Source organism: Streptomyces sp. bgisy100 (assembly GCF_057709105.1).
The window spans coordinates 307,585-324,699 of record NZ_JBYITE010000001.1 but is presented as its reverse complement, the minus strand read 5'-3'; the positions used below and the strand labels follow the sequence as shown (position 1 = coordinate 324,699).

The following is a 17,115-nucleotide window of genomic DNA, read 5'->3' as shown; positions in this document are numbered from 1 at the left end:
CACATCACAGTCCGTCCCACCGAACCGGACACATCAGGAGCGGGCCGCGCAGCAGCGGGCCGCTCAAGGCTTGGCGGACGGCGACACCCAGGCCCGGTACCGCCCGTGCCCCGACAGCGGCGGCAGCGGGACGACGCGCCACCCGCGGGCGTAGTAGGGCGGCGGCACGTTCCCGGTCCCGAGGTGGACCACGGGCCGGCGGCCGGCCACGTCGAGCAGCTCCGCCGGGGTGATGCTGCGGTCGTTCCCCCGGATCTGCCGCGAGGAGCAGCCGGTGCGGAACGCGATCCGGACAGCCTCGTGCCCGCTGATCACACAGGGCGCCCGCACCCCCTGCCGGTGCAGTCCGGCGGCGATCCGGTCGACGGCCTCGCGGGTGACGCGGGCGCGGGACACCATGCTCCGCAGCACCGCGTACTGCACGGCGAGGTGCCCGGCCAGGGCGAGGACCAGCACGCCGACGACCACCGGACGCAGCCCCGGCCGCACCCCGGCCACCATGCTGACCAGGCACAACGCCACCGGCAGGGCCAGCAGGGCGTACATCGGCAGCAGGAAGCGGGGCGCGGCGTAGTCGATCAGCAGCAGATAGGGCACGGCGAGGAACAGTCCGGTGACGACGGGCAGCAGGGCCACGGCCGTGCGGCGGGCGCGGGCCGCGGCGACGACGCCGCCCGCGGCGAGCAGGGGCAGCGCGAACCACCAGGCCGCGGTCGCCGGGTGCCGCCACGGCACCTCGCACGGCCGGCACAGCGAGCGCCCCTCCAAGGCCCGCACCTGGTCGTCGACGGCGAGGTGCAGGCCCATGCCGCCCTGGACCTCGCCGGCCCGCTCCAGCCGGGCGAACAGCCCCCCGTACCGGAGATACGCCTCGATGATCCACTCGGCGCTGCCGACGAGCGTCCCCGCCGCCAGCACCAGCAGCACCACCGGACGCCGCCAGGCGCGTACGCACAGCGCGGCGACGGCGAGCGGCAGGGCCAGCCAGAGCGCGTCCGCGGGACGCATCAGCGCGGTGAACGCCACCGCACAGCCCAGCCCGACCAGGGCACGGCGGTCCACGCGGCCCGGGCCGGCCGGGCGAGCTGTGAGGTCCGGGCCGGCCGGGCCGGCTCCGGCCTGACGGGCCGCGAGGGATCCGTCCCGGCGGGTCCCGACCGGGCCGTCCTCACCGGCCCCGGCCGGGCGCCTCCCCCGGACGGCGCGCAGGAAGCATCCGGTGGCGAACAGCGCCCCGTACGCGACCCACAGGTTGGGCATGGCCTGCGGGCCGTAGTACAGGGTGATCCACAGCGAGGCGAACAGCGCTCCGGCGAGGGCGAGCACCGGGGCGGGCAGCAGCCGTCGCCACACCCACAGCGCGAGCAGGAGGCCCAGGCCGGAGAGCACCGCGAGATACACCCGGAGCGCGGTGACCGACGTGGTCAGCTCGGTGACGGGCGCGACGAGGAAGCTGATGCCCCGGGCGCGCGGGGCGCTGAAGAACGCTGCGGGGGCGTGCGGGCTGACCTGGCTGATGTAGACCGTCTCGTCCCAGCCGAGGCCGATGCCGGGCATCACCAGGACGAGCTGGGCGAGGGTGAACGCGGCGGCGACGGCGGCGAGCAGGGGCAGCGGACGGGGCGCCGGACGGCCGCCCGGACGGGTACCGGATCCTCGCCGGCCGGGGCCGACGGCCAGACTCGCTGGGTGCATGACCGACCTCGCCGTACCTCGGACGCGTGGTCGGCTCCCGGAGGGTGCGGACTCCCACGGCGTGTGCGGATGGGCTCGGCACCACGCTCCGCCGGGTGCACCGGCCGGGCCAGGCGGGAGGGGCAGTCGGCGCAACGTTGCCCTCGAACGGGTAACCGCCCGACGCCGCCGTGCGGCGCCCACGCCGGTGACCGGCCACCCGGCACCGCGCCCGACCACCCCGCGACCGGGTGCAGCCGTGACCGGGCCCGGGTTTCAGCGGTCCTTGCACGGTGAGCGCCCGATGGGGTCGCGTGGTCCGGTGCCGTGCGTCGCAAAGCGCCGAACAGCCCTGGTAGCTCTGCTACCAGGGCTGTTCGGCAACGCGGCGAGTCACGGTGCCGGGCCGCGCGCCCCGGGCGGGCACGGGGCAAGGCCCTCAGCCGGTGACCGGCCGCCCGGTGAAGCGGTGCCACCAGTGGGTGCGGCGCGGGTGCACCGCCCGGCCGAGCCGCCGCCCGAGCAGCAGGTAACCCAGCAGCGCGCCGGAGGTGTTGAGGATGACGTCGTCGATGTCGAACGCCCGGCCGGTGACCAGCGCGCCCTGCACCAGCTCGACCAGGACCATCACGACGGCGGTGGCGACGCCGACCCGCAGCAGCCCGCGGGCGCGGGGCACCAGCACCGGCAGCAGCAGCCCGAACGGGACGCCCAGCACGATGTTGCCGCCGATCTGCTTCACCGTGTCGCGGAAGGCGGGCTGGGAGACGTAGTCGCGGATCGAGTCGCCCGGCTGGAGGTTGCTGTGCGTCAGCGGCTCCGAGGCCGACGACGGGACCAGGGTGAGCTTGGCCAGGACGACCGCGAACCCCACCATCGCGGCGAACGCCACCAGCATCAGCAGCACCCGGACCGCGGTGGGGGTACGCGGTGCCGGAGCGACCGGCCGGGTGTCCTCCCGCTCCACGCCCTGCGGGCGCCCGGTCCACCAGGCGCGGAGGGCACCGCCCCGTCGGGAGGCGTCGTCCCGCCGGGATGCGTCGCCGCTCCGGGACGCCGTCGCCCGCCCACCGCGCGCGCCCGTCCGGTTCCTCCCGGACGCCCCGCCCCGCCCGAAGACCGTGCCCCGCCCGGAGGCCTTGCCCTTCGCCGCGGCCTTGCCCTTCCCGGACGTCGCGCCCTTCCTCGGCGCCGTGTTCCCGGACGTCCCGCTCTTCCCGGAAGCCTTGCCGATCTCGTAGCCGAACAGCACCACTCTGCGTGCCATGAGGTACCCCAAGTCCGGGGCGGGTCCCGTGGTGGGGGCACGGGATTCCGCCGCTGCCATTGCCGGTGTCGCCTCACTCGCGGTTACCCGGAGTCCGGCACGGCACGCGCCCCGCCTCGGCGGGCCCGGGGTTCGGCGGCGGGCCCAGGCGGTCACCCACCCGGACGGCCGAGCAGCGCACACGGACGAGGCGACCGGTCCGGAGGAGCCCCGTCCGGCCGCGGCGCCCCCGTCCGGGGCGCCGCGGCCGCTTGCGGTCAGACGCCGATGTCGCGGCCGTCCCGGCGCCACACCGTGACGACCGACGGGCGCACCAACGTGCCGGGCCCGTCCGGCCAGGCCGACGCGGGCTTCTCGACGCTGGCGCCGTCGACCTCGCCCGGATGCTGCACCGCCACCAGGACCCGCTTGTCCTGCACGATCGGACCGCAGGTCTCGGCGCCCTTGGGGACGGTGAGGAACTGCCGCACCTCGCCGCGCCGCTCCCCGGCCGTCGCCACACCGAACAGCCCGTCGTGGCTGCCCAGCGCGTTGCCGTCGGTGGAGATCCAGAGGTTGCCGTACGCGTCGAACGTGATGTTGTCCGGGCAGGAGATCGGGCTGACGTGTTCCTTGGGGAAGCCGCCGAAGTAGGTGGCCGGGTCCTCCGGATCGCCACACACCAGGAACAGCCGCCAGGAGAAACGCTTCGCCGCCGGGTCGTCCCGCCGCTCGGCCAGCTCCAGCACCTGGCCGTGCTTGTTGCCGTTGCGCGGGTTGACCTCGTCGGCACCGGCCTTGCCCGGCTTGCCGCGGTCGGTGTTGTTGGTCAGCGCGACATAGACCCGTCCGGTGCGCGGGCTCGGCTCCACGTCCTCGGGCCGGTCCATCTTGGTGGCGCCCGCCTTGTCGGCGGCGATCCGGGTGAAGACGTACACCTCCTCGGCGGTCATGCCCGCCACATGGGAGGTGTTGCCGGTCGCCAGCGGGATCCACTCGCCGGTCCCGTCGAACCGGCCGTCCTCCGGGAGCGTGCCGGAGCCGTCGATCTCCCCGGCCGGGCTGTCGCCGGTGAACTTCGCGACGTAGAGGGTGCCCTCGTCCAGCAGCGTGCGGTTGTGCTCCCGGGCGGCGCTGCCGGTGCCCCGCATCATCCGCTTGGCGGAGACGAACTTGTAGAAGTAGTCGAACCGCTCGTCGTCACCCATGTAGAGAACGGGCCGGCCGTCGTCGGTGAGCCGCGGCTCGGCGGCCTCGTGCTTGAAGCGGCCCAGGGCGGTGAGCTTCCGCGGTGTGGAGTCCGGGTCGGACGGGTCGATCTCGACGACCCAGCCGAAACGATTGCTCTCGTTCGGCTCCCGGGCCACGTCGAACCGCCGGTCGAACCGCTCCCACTTGCGCTCAGAGGCACCGCCGGTGATGCCGTAGCGCTTGAGGCGGGCCGCCGTCTCCGGGTCGGTGACGGATCCGCCGTTGGCGAAGTACTGGTTGACGTTCTCCTCGCCGGACAGCACGGTCCCCCAGGGGGTGATGCCGCCGCCGCAGTTGTTGAGCGTGCCGAGGATCCGGGTGCCGGTGGGGTCCGCGGAGGTGCGCAGCAGCTTGCTGCCGGCCGCCGGGCCGGTCACCGCGAACGGTGTCGTGGCGGTGATCCGGCGGTTCAGCCGGTGGCGGGGCACGGCCGTGAGCTTCCCGGACCGGCTGTCCTCGGCCGCGACGAGGACGGACAGCCCGTGCGCCGCCCAGCCGATCTCCGCCTGCTCCCGGGTGGGGTCGTCCGGGTCGTAGTGGGCGAACATCAGCTGCTCGTCGGTGTACTCGTGGTTGATCACGAGCAGTTGACGGTCGCGCTCGCCCGGCACGTCCAGCACGGCCATGTAGTCGTTGTTGTAACCGAACTGGCCCGCCTGCGCCTTCGCCGACTGCCGGTCGGGGTCGAAGGCGGGCGCCCCGCGCAGGATCGGGTCGCCCCAGCGGATCAGGATGTTCTCGGCGTACCCCTCGGGGACGGTGACCGCGTCCGTGGTGTTCGGCCCGACCAGGGGGAACCGCAGGCCGCGGGCGGCCCGGTCCGCCGCCCGTCCGGCCCGCTCCGCCGCGCCGGCCGTGCCCGCCGGGGCCGCGGCGCGGGCCTGCGGCGCCTGCCCGGCGGCGGTGGCACCGGCCGTGGCGGCCACGGTGACGACCGCGCCCGCCCGCAGCAGCGAACGGCGCGAGAGGGCCTCGGCCACCACATCGCCGAGGTAGGCGTTCCCACTGGTGTTCGGCACCTCGTGGAAACAGGCGTCGCCGCAGCGGTAGCGGCAGGTCATCGCGGAACGTCCGCCCGGGTGCGAGCTGATCAGCGGCAGCAGTCTGCGCACTTCTTCCCCTCCGTAGGGCCCTCACCGGCGCAGCGCGCCGACATGATGTCGGAATAGGTCCGCGGTGACGCTAGGGGCGCGGCCCCGCTCCTGGGAGGACTGCGGGTGAACGCGCGATGAACGAGGACGGACGGACCAATTCCGCCGTTCCGCACGGACGTTGGCGGGAGCCACTACGATCCGGCGTCATGACCGACGAGTTGCTGATCGATCTGCGCGGCCGGCACCTGGGGACGCTGGACGCGTTCTGGGACGCCGTCCGGGAGCCCTGCGCGCTGCCCGCCTGGTTCGGCCGGAATCTCGACGCGTGGTGGGACGTCATCGAGTCGCGCGGGATCTCAGCAGTGATCGACGCCCACGAAGTCCTCGTCGTACAAGCCGACACGGCAGGTCTCTTCGCCCCGGACAATCCGGAGGGGAAACGACTCGCCGGGCTCTTCGCGGAAGCCACCCGCGCCCGGCTGGAACTCGCTCGAGCCCATTCCCGTCCGCCGTCCGGACATTGACGCCGGACCGCGGGTGGCGAGGCGAGAACCGGGGGAGCGGCGCGGCACCGGAACATACCTGATGAGCCCCGCCCGTCAGCGGATTTCTCCGGCTGCCGATCCTGCTATTCGGTTTCTGCATGAGCGTTCCATTTCCCGGTCCGCATCGCGCCGCCCGCCCGGCGGGAACGCCCCCTTCGAGCACAAACGGGTCTTGTTCATTGGCCCGATCCGCATCACCCGGCGTCAAAACCGGAGCCTGACGAACAGATACCGGTAGCCTTACGTGTCCGTCCTGGTCAGGGACGAATTCCCGCACCGCGGACATTCATCGCACCCGATACGTGTGAAGGGCTTAATCCCATGGGCATTCGGAGTCTGCTGCGGAATGCGTTCGGCCGGTCGCGGGCGACCGGGAACGATGAGCCGACCGTGCCGGAGGCGCGTGGCGCCGAGGCGACGACGGGCGGGACGGCGGACGCCGCCCCCACCGCCACCGCGCCGGTCCCGGCTCAGTCGACACCGGCCGAACCCGCATCCGCGTCCCCGCAGCCGGAGAAGAGCGATTCCCTCCTCGCCGCCTTCGACAGCGGCGCCACGGAGCCGGCCCCGCAGCAGGAGCCGGCCGCCCGGCAGGATCCGGCGGCCGAGGGCCGGCGGGCCGACGCACGTCGGCAGGAGAACACCGCCCCCGCCGAGACGCCCGGGGCCGACCGTGCGGCGGCGCCCGCGGACACCGCGTCCGCCGCCGTGCCCGCCCAGGCCGCTTCGCCCGACCCGGAGCCCGAGGCCGCGGAGGCCGCGCAGCCGGAGGCCCCGGCGGTGCCCGCGCAGGCCAAGCCGGTCGAGGAGCCCCGGAACACCCAGGTGCCCGCGCAGGCCGAGCCCACGGACGCGGAGCCCGCCCCGGCCGCGAGCACGGAGCAGGCGGACGCCGCGGCGCCGGACGCCATCACCGAGCCGGAGGCCGCTGCCGGGCCGGAGCCCGTGACCACTGCCGAGCCGGGGCCCGTCTCCGAGCCGGTGGCCGCCGACGCCCAGGCGTCGGAGACCGTTGCCGCCGCGGAGCCGGAGGACGTCACCACGCCCGAGCCGGTGACCACCCCCGCAGCCGTCGCCGCTCCCGCAGCCGAGCCCGAGGTCGCCGCCGAGCCGGAGCCGGCGCCGGAGGCCGCCGCCACCGCGGAGCCGGAGGCCGCCGTCACCCCGGCACCGGAGGCCGTCGTCGCCACGGAGCCCGAAGCCGCTCCCGAGCCGGCTGCCGCCACCGACCCGGGGACCGCTCCCGAGCCGGAGCCCCTCGCCGCCCCGGAGCCCGAGGCCGCCGCCGTCCCGGACCGGGCCGAGCCCGTCACCGCCGAGCCCACCGAGGCGCAGCCCGTCACCGCGGAGCCCGTCGCTGCCGAGCCCGTCGCCCACGAGGCCGCCGCGGCCGCCGCGGCCGCCCCGGTCGGTTCCGCCGGCGCCCTCTCGCTCACCAAGATCGAGGAGTCCGCGCCCGGCCTGGTCAGCCTCTACAAGAGCGCCGGCTCCGCCCTCGGCGCCCAGGGCCTCACCGGGACGCGCGCCGCCGTCTACCTCGTGCTCGACCGCTCCGGCTCCATGCGCCGGTACTACAAGGACGGCACGGTCCAGCACCTCGCCGAGCAGACGCTCGCGCTCTCCGCCCACCTCGACGACGACGGCACCGTCCCCGTCGTGTTCTTCTCCACCGACATCGACGGCACCGCGGACGTCTCCCTGGACGACTACTCCGGCCGGATCGAGACCCTTCACTCCGGTCTCGGTCACATGGGCCGGACGAACTACCACCGGGCCATCGAGACCGTCGTCGAGCACTACCAGAAGTCCGGCACCACCGCCCCGGCCTTCGTGATCTTCCAGACGGACGGCGCCCCCACGTCCAAGCCCGCAGCGGAGAAGGCGATCTGCGAGGCCGCCGGGCTCCCGATCTTCTGGCAGTTCATCGGGTTCGGCGAGCCCGACGCGAAGGGCTTCGACTTCCTGCGGAAGCTCGATGTGCTGACCGTCCCCGACCGGCGCCCGGTGGACAACGCCGGCTTCTTCTCCGCCGGTGCCGACCCGCTGACCGTCGCCGACGCGGAGCTCTACAGCCGGCTCACGGCCGACCTCCCGCAGTGGCTGACCGAGGCGCGCGCCGCCGGCATCCTGCGCTGACGTGCGCCGCGGAACCGTCCGCGGCCGGCCGCCGCACACCACCGGCCGGCCGCGGACATCCGCACGGCCCACCCGAACCCCGCCCCCGGCGGGCACCCAGCGGGGCACCCGCACCCGCGGTGCGCACACCGGGGCTTACCACGGGGAAAAGCGTGCGGAAAAAGGGGGCGCGGACGGCCCCCGGGGGTCCAGTACGATATTGACAGCCTGTAGACGCTGTATTCCGATGAACTACGGGCCTCACTCCGCGTCACGAATTGGGAGCAGCCGGCAATGGCTCGACACCTCATCACCAGCGCCCTTCCGTACATCAACGGGATCAAGCACCTGGGCAACATGGTGGGGTCCATGCTCCCGGCCGATGTCTATGCCCGCTATCTGCGGCAGCGCGGCCACGACGTCCTCTACATCTGCGCCACCGACGAGCACGGCACCCCGGCCGAGCTGGCCGCCAAGGAGGCGGGCCTGCCCGTCGACACCTTCTGCGGGCAGCAGCACGACGCGCAGAAGGCGATCTACGACGGCTTCGAGCTGGCCTTCGACTACTTCGGCCGCAGCTCCTCGCCGGAGAATGTGGAGATCACCCAGCGCTTCGCCCGCAGCCTCAAGGAGAACGGCTTCATCGAGGAGCGCTCGATCCGTCAGGTGTTCTCCGTCGCCGACGACCGTTTCCTCCCGGACCGCTACATCGTCGGCACCTGCCCGCACTGCGGCTACGACAAGGCACGCGGCGACCAGTGCGAGAACTGCACCCGGGTGCTGGACCCGACGGACCTGATCGACCCGCGCTCCGCGGTCAGCGGCAGCAGCGACCTCGAGGTCCGCGAGACCAAGCACCTCTTCCTCCTCCAGTCCAAGCTGCAGCCCGAGGTGGAGGCCTGGCTGGAGGGCAACGGCAGCAAGGACTGGCCGACGCTGGCCTCCTCGATCGCCCACAAGTGGCTCACCGAGGGCCTCAACGACCGGGCGATCACCCGCGACCTGGAGTGGGGCGTTCCGGTCCCCGCCGACACCTGGCCGGAGCTCGCGGCCGAGGGCAAGGTCTTCTACGTCTGGTTCGACGCCCCGATCGAGTACATCGGCGCGACCAAGGAGTGGGCGGACGCCGACCCGGAGAGCCGCGACTGGAAGTCCTGGTGGTACGAGGCGGACGACGTCCGGTACACGGAGTTCATGGCGAAGGACAACGTCCCGTTCCACACGGTGATGTTCCCGGCCATGCAGCTCGGCACCCGTGAGCCGTGGAAGAAGGTCGACTACGTCAAGGCCTTCAACTGGCTGAACTACTACGGCGGGAAGTTCTCCACCTCCCAGAAGCGCGGCATCTTCACGGACGCCGCCCTGGAGCTGCTGCCGGCCGACTACTGGCGCTACTTCCTGATGGCGAACGCCCCCGAGTCCGACGACACCTCCTTCTCCTGGGAGCTGTTCTCGTCCGTGGTCAACAAGGACCTGGCGGACACCCTCGGCAACTTCGTCAACCGGGTGCTGTCCTTCTCCCGCAAGCGCTTCGGTGACGAGGTGCCCGCCGGGAAGGAGGCCGGGGAGGCCGAGGTCCGGCTGGGCGAGGAGATCGCCCGCCTGCTGTCCGAGTACGAGGGACACCTGGAGGCGCTGCAGTTCCGCAAGGCCGCCCAGTCCCTGCGGGCCCTGTGGAGCGCGGGCAACTCCTACCTGGAGGAGAAGGCCCCCTGGCTGGAGATCAAGACCGACCAGGAGGCCGCGGCCCTCACGCTGCGCACCGCGATGAACCTGATCCACCTCTACTCGGTGGTGTCCGAGCCGTTCATCCCTGCGTCGGCGAAGGCGATGCGGTCGGCGTTCGCGCTGCCCGAGGACGCCCGGACCTGGGTGACGGCCGACGAGGCGAAGACCCTGGACTCCGTCCCGGCGGGCACCGGGTTCACCGTTCCGCCGGTGCTCTTCGCCAAGATCTCCGAGGAGGACCTGGAGGCCTACCGCGAGCGCTTCGGCGGCGCGGAGACCAACGAGTCCGCGGAGTGACAGGTCACGCCTCACCTCCGGGGACGTGAGGCGTCCCGCACGGCGGGACACGTACCGCACCTACGACGAGGGGCCCGAACCATCCGGTTCGGGCCCCTCGTCGCTGTCCGTCCCGGCCGGACAGTCATCCGTCCGGCCGGGCAACGCGGTTACTTCGCGCCGTCCGCCTCGGGCTTCTCGGCGCCGGACTGCTCGTCCGTGCCCGCCGCCTTGGCCTTGGCCTGCTTGACCACGGGCTTGCGGATGTTGAGGTGCAGCTCCTTCAGCCGAGCCTCCTCCACCTCGCTCGGCGCGCCCATCAGCAGGTCCTGCGCGTTGCCGTTGAGCGGGAACGCGATGGTCTCGCGGATGTTCGGCTCGTCGGCCAGCAGCATCACGATGCGGTCGACGCCGGGGGCGATGCCACCGTGCGGCGGGGCGCCGAAGTGGAACGCGCGCAGCATGCCGCCGAACTCGCGCTCCACCTCCTCCTTGGAGTAGCCGGCGATCTCGAAGGCCTCGTACATGACCTCGGGCTCGTGGTTCCGGATGGCGCCGGAGGAGAGCTCGACACCGTTGCAGACGATGTCGTACTGCCAGGCCAGGATGTCGAGCGGGTCCTTGGTGCGGAGCGCCTCGAGGCCGCCCTGCGGCATGGAGAACGGGTTGTGGGAGAACTCGATCTCGCCGGTGTCCTCGTTCTTCTCGAACATCGGGAAGTCGACGATCCAGCAGAAGCGGAAGACGTTCTCCTCGAAGTGTCCGGCGCGCTTGGCCGCCTCGACCCGGACCTCCGACATGATCTTGGAGACCTCGTCGAACTCGCCCGCGCCGAAGAAGACCGCGGTGCCGGGCTTGCCGTCGACCTCGGCGAGCAGCTTCTCGACGTCGGCCTCGCTGAGGAACTTGGCGATCGGGCCGGTGATGCCGCCGTCGTCGCCGATCCGGATCCAGGCCAGGCCCTTCGCGCCCTTCTCGACGGCGAACTCGCCCATCTGGTCGAAGAACTTCCGGGTCTGCCCGGCGGTGTCCGGCACCGGCAGCGCCCGCACGTGCTTGCCCGCGAAGGCCTTGAAGCCGCTGCCGGCGAAGACGTGCGAGACGTCCACCAGCTCCAGCTTGGCCCGCAGGTCCGGCTTGTCGCTGCCGTACTTCAGCAGCGCCTCGCGGAACGGGATCCGCGGGAACGGCGAGGTGACCTCACGGCCCTGGCCGAACTTGTTGAACAGGTCGGTCATCACCTTCTCGATGACCTGGAAGACGTCCTCCTGCTCAACGAAGCTCATCTCGACGTCGAGCTGGTAGAACTCGCCCGGCGAGCGGTCCGCGCGGGCGTCCTCGTCGCGGAAGCAGGGCGCGATCTGGAAGTACCGGTCGAAGCCGGCGATCATCAGCAGCTGCTTGAACTGCTGCGGCGCCTGCGGCAGCGCGTAGAACCTGCCGGCGTGCAGCCGGGACGGGACCAGGAAGTCCCGGGCGCCCTCGGGGGATGTCGCCGAGAGGATCGGGGTCGCCATCTCGTTGAAGCCGAGCGCGGTCATCTCCTCACGGATGGTGGCGATGACGGCCGACCGCAGCATGATGTTGCGGTGCATGCGCTCCCGGCGCAGATCGAGGAAGCGGTACTCCAGACGCCGCTCCTCGTTGACCCCGTCCTCCGGGTAGACGGTGAACGGCAGGGCGTCGGCGGCGCCGAGCACCTCGACGTCGGAGACCTCGACCTCGATCTCACCGGTGGGCAGCTCGGGGTTGACGTTGTCGGCGCCCCGGGCGAGGACTGTCCCGTCGACCCGGACGACGGTCTCCTTGGTGATGCCGCTCAGCGCCTCGTACGCCGCGGTCTCGGGCCGGACGACCAGCTGCACCAGACCGTAGTGGTCGCGGAGATCGATGAAGAGGATGCCGCCCAGGTTCCGACGGTTGTGCAGCCAGCCGCTCAGCCGCACGTCGGCGTCGACGTCGGCGGCACGGAGCTCGCCGCAGGTGTGGGAACGGTACCGATGCATCGCTCATCCAAGTCGTCAGGTCGGGGTGTGCGCCCCTGGGGGCACTCGTCGGCCTAGCGAAGGCCGTATGCAAGGGTACCGGCACACCTCCGGCGCCCGGCCGCTCGTCAAAGCTTTGGAAAGCCTCATAAAGTGGTGCAATGCGCACCGAGGATGTCCTGGCCGCCACCGCGACCGGCCTTTGGCGCTGGGACAACGCCTCGGGGACGGTGACCGTCGACGCCGAGGCCGCCCGGCTGCTGGGCCTGCCCGCGGATCCCGCCACCCTTTCCGTGTCCGCCGTGCGCTCCCGCTTCCACCCCGTCGACTGGGTCGAGATCAACGGTGTGGTGAATCTCGCCGTCGCCGAGGGGACCCTCGCCGAGATGCGGCTGCGGATCATGGGCGACGACGGCAAGGTGCTGCGCACCGTCCGCGCCCGGACCCGCCCCGACGCCCAGCAGCACGAGATCGTCGGCACCATCCAGGAGGTCGCCGAGCCGCAGCCCGGCACCGCCGCCGCGGCCCGCACCCGGGTCACCGGCGACTGGCGCCGCTCCCGCGAGGCGTTCCTCCTCGACGCGGGCCGGGCACTGGCCGAGGCCCGCTCCACCTCCGAGGTGCTGCGGGTGGCCGCGGCCCTCTCCATGCCGGGCTTCTCCCCGGACGGGCTGGCCGTCTTCGGGGTGGAGGGCGACCGGCTGAACGTCATCGGCCACCACGGCTACGGCGACGGCGACGAGCGCCCCTTCGTCCACATGGGGCTGAACACCGACTACCCGGCCGCCGAGGTGGTGCGCACCGGACGGGCCGTCTACCTGCCCAGCCCCGAGGAGTACCGGCGCCGCTTCCCCGGCACCTGGCCGCTGTCCGCCCCCTTCCACCGGCAGTCGTGGGCGTTCCTCCCGCTGATCGTGGCCGGCCGCACCATCGGCGCCTGGATGGCGGCGTTCCGCTACCCGGTGACCTTCACCCCCGACGAGCGGTCGGTCCTCACCACCGTCGCCCGGATGCTGGCGCAGGCGCTGTCCCGGGCCAGCGTCCAGGAGTCCGAACGCGAACTGGCCAGCGGCCTGCAGCGCAGCATGCGGCCCACCGTCCAGCCCGACATCCCCGGGATGACGGTCGCCGCGCGCTACGTGCCGACCGGCGGCGGCCTCCAGGTCGGCGGCGACTGGTACGACATGATCCCGCTGCCGTCCGGCCGCATAGCCCTGGTCATCGGGGACGTCCAGGGGCACGACGTGCGGGCCGCAGGGCTGATGGGCCAGCTGCGGATCGCGCTGCGCGCCTACGCCGCCGAGGGCCACCGGCCGGACGCCGTCCTCTCCCGGGCCTCCCGCTTCCTGTCCGGTCTGGTCGACCAGTGGCCCGACGGGGAGGGCGGGCCCGACCCGCGCTTCGCCACCTGCCTCTACATCGAGGTCGACCCCGAGACCGGCGCCCTCGACGTCGCCCGGGCCGGCCATCCGGACATCGCGACCCGGATGAGCGACGGCACCATGCTGGTCCGGCCGACCGCCGGCGGGCTGCCGCTGGGCATCGACCCGGACACCGACTACCCGACCACCCGGCTGACCCTGGAACCGGGCGAGCTGATGATGGTCTGCACCGACGGGCTGATCGAGACCGGCGGCCACGACCTGGAGAGCGGCTGGCGGCGGCTGCGCGGGATCATCGAACAGCACGCGGGCGAGGACCTGGAGTCCCTCGCCGACGGGCTCGTCCAGGCGGTGCACGGGCCGTCCTCGCACCACACCACCGGCCCGCTCGCCGACCGCCGCGAGGACGACATCGCACTCCTCCTGCTCTGCCGGAACGCGCCGGGCTGCGGCTGCCACCCCGCCGAGGGCCCGGCCCCGCGGCCGCTGCGCCGGACGGTCCTCACCATCGCGCAGGCCGAACCCGAGCGGGTCGCCGGCGTCCGGCACGAGCTGCGGGAACTGCTCCACGACTGGGCGGACCCGGAGCAGGTCGACTCGGCGGTGCTGATGGTCTCGGAGATGGTGACCAATGTGCTGGTGCACACCGACGGCGACGCCCTGATGGTCGCCGAGGCGGCGGGCGAGCGCTCCTCCCGGAAGCTGCGGGTCGACGTCTCGGACGCCAGCGACGAGCTGCCGCACCGCCGCCGTCCCGGCGAGATGGCCTCCTCGGGACGCGGGCTGCTGCTGATGGAGATCCTCGCCGACTCCTGGGGCGTGGACCCGCGGGGCGAGGGCAAGTGCATCTGGTTCGAGCTCTACGAGGGTTCGCCCGGTTCGGCGGACGGGCCTTCGCCGGACGGGCCCTCGCCCGACGGCTCCTCACCCGATGGCGGCGGCGACGGCCCCTCACCGGACGGCGACGGCTCCGGTCCCTCCTCGTAGGCCTCCCGGAGCGCACCGAGCACCCCGAAGGCGGCCGCGGCGATCGGCACCGCGAGCAGCATGCCGAGGATCCCGGCGAGCCCGGCCCCCGCGGTGATGGCGACCATCACCATCGCTGGGTGCATCTGCACGGTGCGGCTCTGGATCACCGGCTGGAGCACATGCCCCTCCAGCAGCTGCACCGCCAGCACCACGCCCACCGCCCACAGGGCGATGACGAAGCCCCGGTCGGCGAGCGCCACCAGCACCGCGACGGTGCCGGAGATCAGCGCGCCCAGATAGGGGATGTAGGCGCCGACGAAGACCAGCGCGCCGAGGCCGACCGCACCGGGCACCCTCAGGATCAGCAGCCCCGCGGTGATGCACACCGCGTCGATGAACGCGATCAGGGTGGTCCCGCGCATGAAGCCCTCGACGGCCCCGAAGGCGATGCGGGCGACGGCCTCCACCCGGGGTCCCGTCCCGCGGGGCGCGAGGGTGTGGAGGGTGCGCGCGGCCCGGTCGGAGTCGCGCAGGAAGAAGAAGGTCAGCAGCAGGGCGAGCACGGAGGCCGCGAGGAGCTGCCCGACGACGCTGAGCCCGGACAGCAGCCCGGACGCGGCGGACCCGCCGAACTTCCCCACCAGCTCCTTCGCCTTCGAGGCGAAGTCGTCGAGCGAGGTGCCGGCCAGATCGAGGTGGTCGCCGATCTGCCGGGCGACCGTCCGGACCGAGTCGACGATCTGGTCCCCGGAATCGATCAGCGCGCTCACCACGATGTATCCCGCGCCGCCGACCACGCCGACCAGGGCGAGACAGGTCAGCCCGGCGGCCAGGGAACGGGAGAGGCCCAGCCGGACGAGCCGACGGTGCAGCGGCCCGAGCAGCGCGGTGCCGAGCAGCGCGAGCAGCACGGGCACGAGGGCGTCCCGCAGCACCACACAGAGCCAGATGGCCACCGCGCCGACCCCCGCGACGAGCAGCGCCACGGCGCACCAGGCCGCGGTCCTGCGCGCCGCGCGCGGAAGCAGAGGCGGGTCGTTCGCCACCACCCCAGCCCACCACGGGCGCGCCGGGCCATCCCGCCCAGCGCGCCCGGCCGGGTGACGGCGGGGTCAGGCGGCCCCGGCGGGGACGGTGCCGAGGCGGCCGGCCTGGAAGTCCTCGAAGGCCTGGGCCAGTTCCGCGCGGGTGTTCATCACGAACGGTCCGTACTGCATCATCGGCTCCCGGATCGGGGCGCCGCCGAGCAGCACCACCTCGAGGTTCGGGCTGCGCGACTCCTGGGTGGCGTCCGCCCGTACCGTCAGCGTCTCCCCCGGGCCGAGGACCACGGCCTGGCCGGTGCGGAAGGGGCGTCCCTCGGCGCCGGCGGTGCCGCGTCCGGCCAGCCCGTACACCAGGGCGTTGAAGTCGGGGCGCCACGGCAGGGTGAGCTCCGCGCCGGGGCCGACCGACGCATGGATCATGGTGATCGGGGTGTGCGTGATCCCCGGCCCGCGGTGGCCGTCGAGCTCGCCCGCGATCAGCCGCAGCACCGCTCCGCCGTCGGACGAGGCGAGCAGCTTCACGTTGCCGCCGCCGATGTCCTGGTACTTCGGCGGGATCATCTTGTCCTGGCGCGGCAGGTTCACCCACAGCTGGAGGCCGTGGAACAGGCCGCCGCTCACCACCAGCGACTCCGGCGGCGCCTCGATGTGCAGGAGCCCGGAGCCGGCGGTCATCCACTGGGTGTCGCCGCCGTTGATGGTCCCGCCGCCGCCGTGCGAGTCCTGGTGCACAAACGTTCCGTCGATGAGATAGGTGACGGTCTCGAAGCCGCGGTGGGGGTGCCAGGGGGTGCCCTTGGGCTCGCCGGGCGCGTACTCCACCTCGCCCATCTGGTCCATCATGATGAACGGGTCGAGGTGCCGGTAGTCGATGCCGGCGAAGGCCCGGCGCACCGGGAAGCCCTCACCTTCCAGCCCGCTCGGCGCCGTGGCGACGGCCAGCACGGGGCGCGGCGCGGCGTCCGCGGGGGCGGTGACGCGGGGCAGGGTCAGCGGGTTCTCGGGCGTGACAGCAGGCATGTCGGCCTCCTCGGGGCGTGCTCCCAATTTAGTTGAATGGTGAACATCCGGCAACCGCGGAGCATTCCCGGGGCGCCCGGCACCTCCCGCCCCGGACGCGCCGGAGGGCCCGCCGCACGGGTGCGGCGGGCCCTCCGGGAGCGGGCGGGGCGTACGGGAAGAGGCGGGAGCAGGGAGGAGAAGGGGCGGAGCAGGAAGGGGAGCGCGGTCAGCCGTACATCCGGCGCATCGCGAAGTCGACCATCTGCTCCACGGCCTTCGCGTCGAAGACCATGCGGTGGTCGCCCTCCATGTCGAGCACGAAGCCGTACCCCGTGGGCAGCAGGTCCAGGACCTCGGCTCCGGTGATGACGAAGTACTTCGACTCCTTGCCGGCGTAACCGCGCAGCTCCTTGAGCGAGGTGAACATCGGGATCACCGGCTGCTGGGTGTTGTGCAGCGCCAGGAAACCCGGCCCCTCACCGCGGGGGCAGTAGACCTTGGACGTGGAGAGAATCCCCTGGAAGTCCTCGGCCGACATCGAGCCGGTGGTGAAGGCACGCACCGCGTCGGCGAGCGAGGGCGGCGACGGCTCGGGGTACAGCGGCTGGCCGCCGTACCCTCCGGGCGCCTGCTGCGGCGGTGGCGCGGCGTACTGCTGCCCGGCGCCCGCGTTCTGGTCGTAGCCGTACATGGGTCAAAGCGTAACGAGTCACAGTTGCGCGGTTGGGGGTTGCTTCTTATTACCGGCCGGTAGCATCATGGCGGCAACGTAGTTGATATGCGCACGAGGATCCCGCCTCCC

10 protein-coding genes and 1 pseudogene are annotated in these 17,115 nt (G+C 72.9%); 4 read left to right on the top strand and 7 right to left on the bottom strand.

Annotated elements, in window-relative coordinates; translation table 11 throughout:
* Nucleotides 1-63 precede the first annotated feature (63 nt).
* The 3 genes from AC3EQ1_RS01500 to AC3EQ1_RS01490 all read right to left on the bottom strand — a co-directional run bounded on the left by AC3EQ1_RS01500 (nucleotide 64) and on the right by AC3EQ1_RS01490 (nucleotide 5,283).
* Nucleotides 64-1,695 carry a hypothetical protein gene (locus tag AC3EQ1_RS01500; RefSeq protein WP_432092373.1) on the bottom strand — a complete coding sequence of 544 codons (1,632 nt, stop codon included), beginning with the start codon at nucleotides 1,693-1,695 and terminating at the stop codon, nucleotides 64-66.
* A gap of 418 nt (nucleotides 1,696-2,113) precedes the next feature.
* Nucleotides 2,114-2,641, bottom strand: coding sequence for a VanZ family protein (locus AC3EQ1_RS01495; protein WP_432092393.1), 528 nt, complete (start codon nucleotides 2,639-2,641; stop codon nucleotides 2,114-2,116).
* 557 nt (nucleotides 2,642-3,198) lie between these two features.
* Nucleotides 3,199-5,283, bottom strand: a complete 2,085-nt coding sequence (locus tag AC3EQ1_RS01490; RefSeq protein ID WP_432092372.1) for a PhoX family protein — start codon at nucleotides 5,281-5,283, stop codon at nucleotides 3,199-3,201.
* A gap of 188 nt (nucleotides 5,284-5,471) precedes the next feature.
* Between AC3EQ1_RS01490 and AC3EQ1_RS01485 the strand changes: the two genes are divergently transcribed.
* The 3 genes from AC3EQ1_RS01485 to metG all read left to right on the top strand — a co-directional run bounded on the left by AC3EQ1_RS01485 (nucleotide 5,472) and on the right by metG (nucleotide 9,950).
* A complete protein-coding gene (locus AC3EQ1_RS01485; RefSeq protein WP_432092371.1) occupies nucleotides 5,472-5,789 on the top strand; it encodes a barstar family protein in 318 nt (105 codons plus the stop codon).
* Between the two features lie 342 nt (nucleotides 5,790-6,131).
* A complete protein-coding gene (locus tag AC3EQ1_RS01480; protein ID WP_432092370.1) occupies nucleotides 6,132-7,946 on the top strand; it encodes a vWA domain-containing protein in 1,815 nt (604 codons plus the stop codon).
* A 273-nt stretch (nucleotides 7,947-8,219) separates the two neighbouring features.
* Nucleotides 8,220-9,950 (top strand): methionine--tRNA ligase, encoded by a 1,731-nt coding sequence (gene metG / locus AC3EQ1_RS01475; RefSeq protein ID WP_432092369.1) that lies wholly within the window; start codon nucleotides 8,220-8,222, stop codon nucleotides 9,948-9,950.
* 149 nt (nucleotides 9,951-10,099) lie between these two features.
* Here metG and aspS read toward each other — a convergent pair whose 3' ends face one another.
* A complete protein-coding gene (gene aspS, locus AC3EQ1_RS01470; RefSeq protein WP_432092368.1) occupies nucleotides 10,100-11,935 on the bottom strand; it encodes an aspartate--tRNA ligase in 1,836 nt (611 codons plus the stop codon).
* 140 nt (nucleotides 11,936-12,075) lie between these two features.
* On the opposite strand from aspS, the pseudogene AC3EQ1_RS01465 reads away from it, so the two are divergent.
* Nucleotides 12,076-14,211 (top strand): annotated as a pseudogene (locus tag AC3EQ1_RS01465) (ATP-binding SpoIIE family protein phosphatase); the annotation flags it as partial.
* Here the strand turns inward: AC3EQ1_RS01465 and AC3EQ1_RS01460 are convergent.
* The 3 genes from AC3EQ1_RS01460 to AC3EQ1_RS01450 all read right to left on the bottom strand — a co-directional run bounded on the left by AC3EQ1_RS01460 (nucleotide 14,157) and on the right by AC3EQ1_RS01450 (nucleotide 17,004).
* Nucleotides 14,157-15,311, bottom strand: a complete 1,155-nt coding sequence (locus tag AC3EQ1_RS01460; protein WP_432092367.1) for an AI-2E family transporter — start codon at nucleotides 15,309-15,311, stop codon at nucleotides 14,157-14,159. The pseudogene AC3EQ1_RS01465 and the gene AC3EQ1_RS01460 sit on opposite strands and share 55 nt — an antisense overlap.
* A gap of 66 nt (nucleotides 15,312-15,377) precedes the next feature.
* Nucleotides 15,378-16,331, bottom strand: coding sequence for a pirin family protein (locus AC3EQ1_RS01455; protein WP_432092366.1), 954 nt, complete (start codon nucleotides 16,329-16,331; stop codon nucleotides 15,378-15,380).
* A 208-nt stretch (nucleotides 16,332-16,539) separates the two neighbouring features.
* The gene (locus tag AC3EQ1_RS01450; protein ID WP_351506662.1) at nucleotides 16,540-17,004 is read right to left on the bottom strand and encodes an SseB family protein; all 465 of its coding nucleotides are present in this window, start codon (nucleotides 17,002-17,004) and stop codon (nucleotides 16,540-16,542) included.
* Nucleotides 17,005-17,115: the final 111 nt, after the last annotated feature.

Coding starts and splice junctions, on each gene's coding strand:
- AC3EQ1_RS01500 (WP_432092373.1), bottom strand. CDS start 1,695: ATGCACCCAGCGAGTCTGGCCGTCGGCCCCGGCCGGCGAGGATCCGGT.
- AC3EQ1_RS01485 (WP_432092371.1), top strand. CDS start 5,472: ATGACCGACGAGTTGCTGATCGATCTGCGCGGCCGGCACCTGGGGACG.
- AC3EQ1_RS01480 (WP_432092370.1), top strand. CDS start 6,132: ATGGGCATTCGGAGTCTGCTGCGGAATGCGTTCGGCCGGTCGCGGGCG.
- metG (WP_432092369.1), top strand. CDS start 8,220: ATGGCTCGACACCTCATCACCAGCGCCCTTCCGTACATCAACGGGATC.
- aspS (WP_432092368.1), bottom strand. CDS start 11,935: ATGCATCGGTACCGTTCCCACACCTGCGGCGAGCTCCGTGCCGCCGAC.
- AC3EQ1_RS01455 (WP_432092366.1), bottom strand. CDS start 16,331: ATGCCTGCTGTCACGCCCGAGAACCCGCTGACCCTGCCCCGCGTCACC.
- AC3EQ1_RS01450 (WP_351506662.1), bottom strand. CDS start 17,004: ATGTACGGCTACGACCAGAACGCGGGCGCCGGGCAGCAGTACGCCGCG.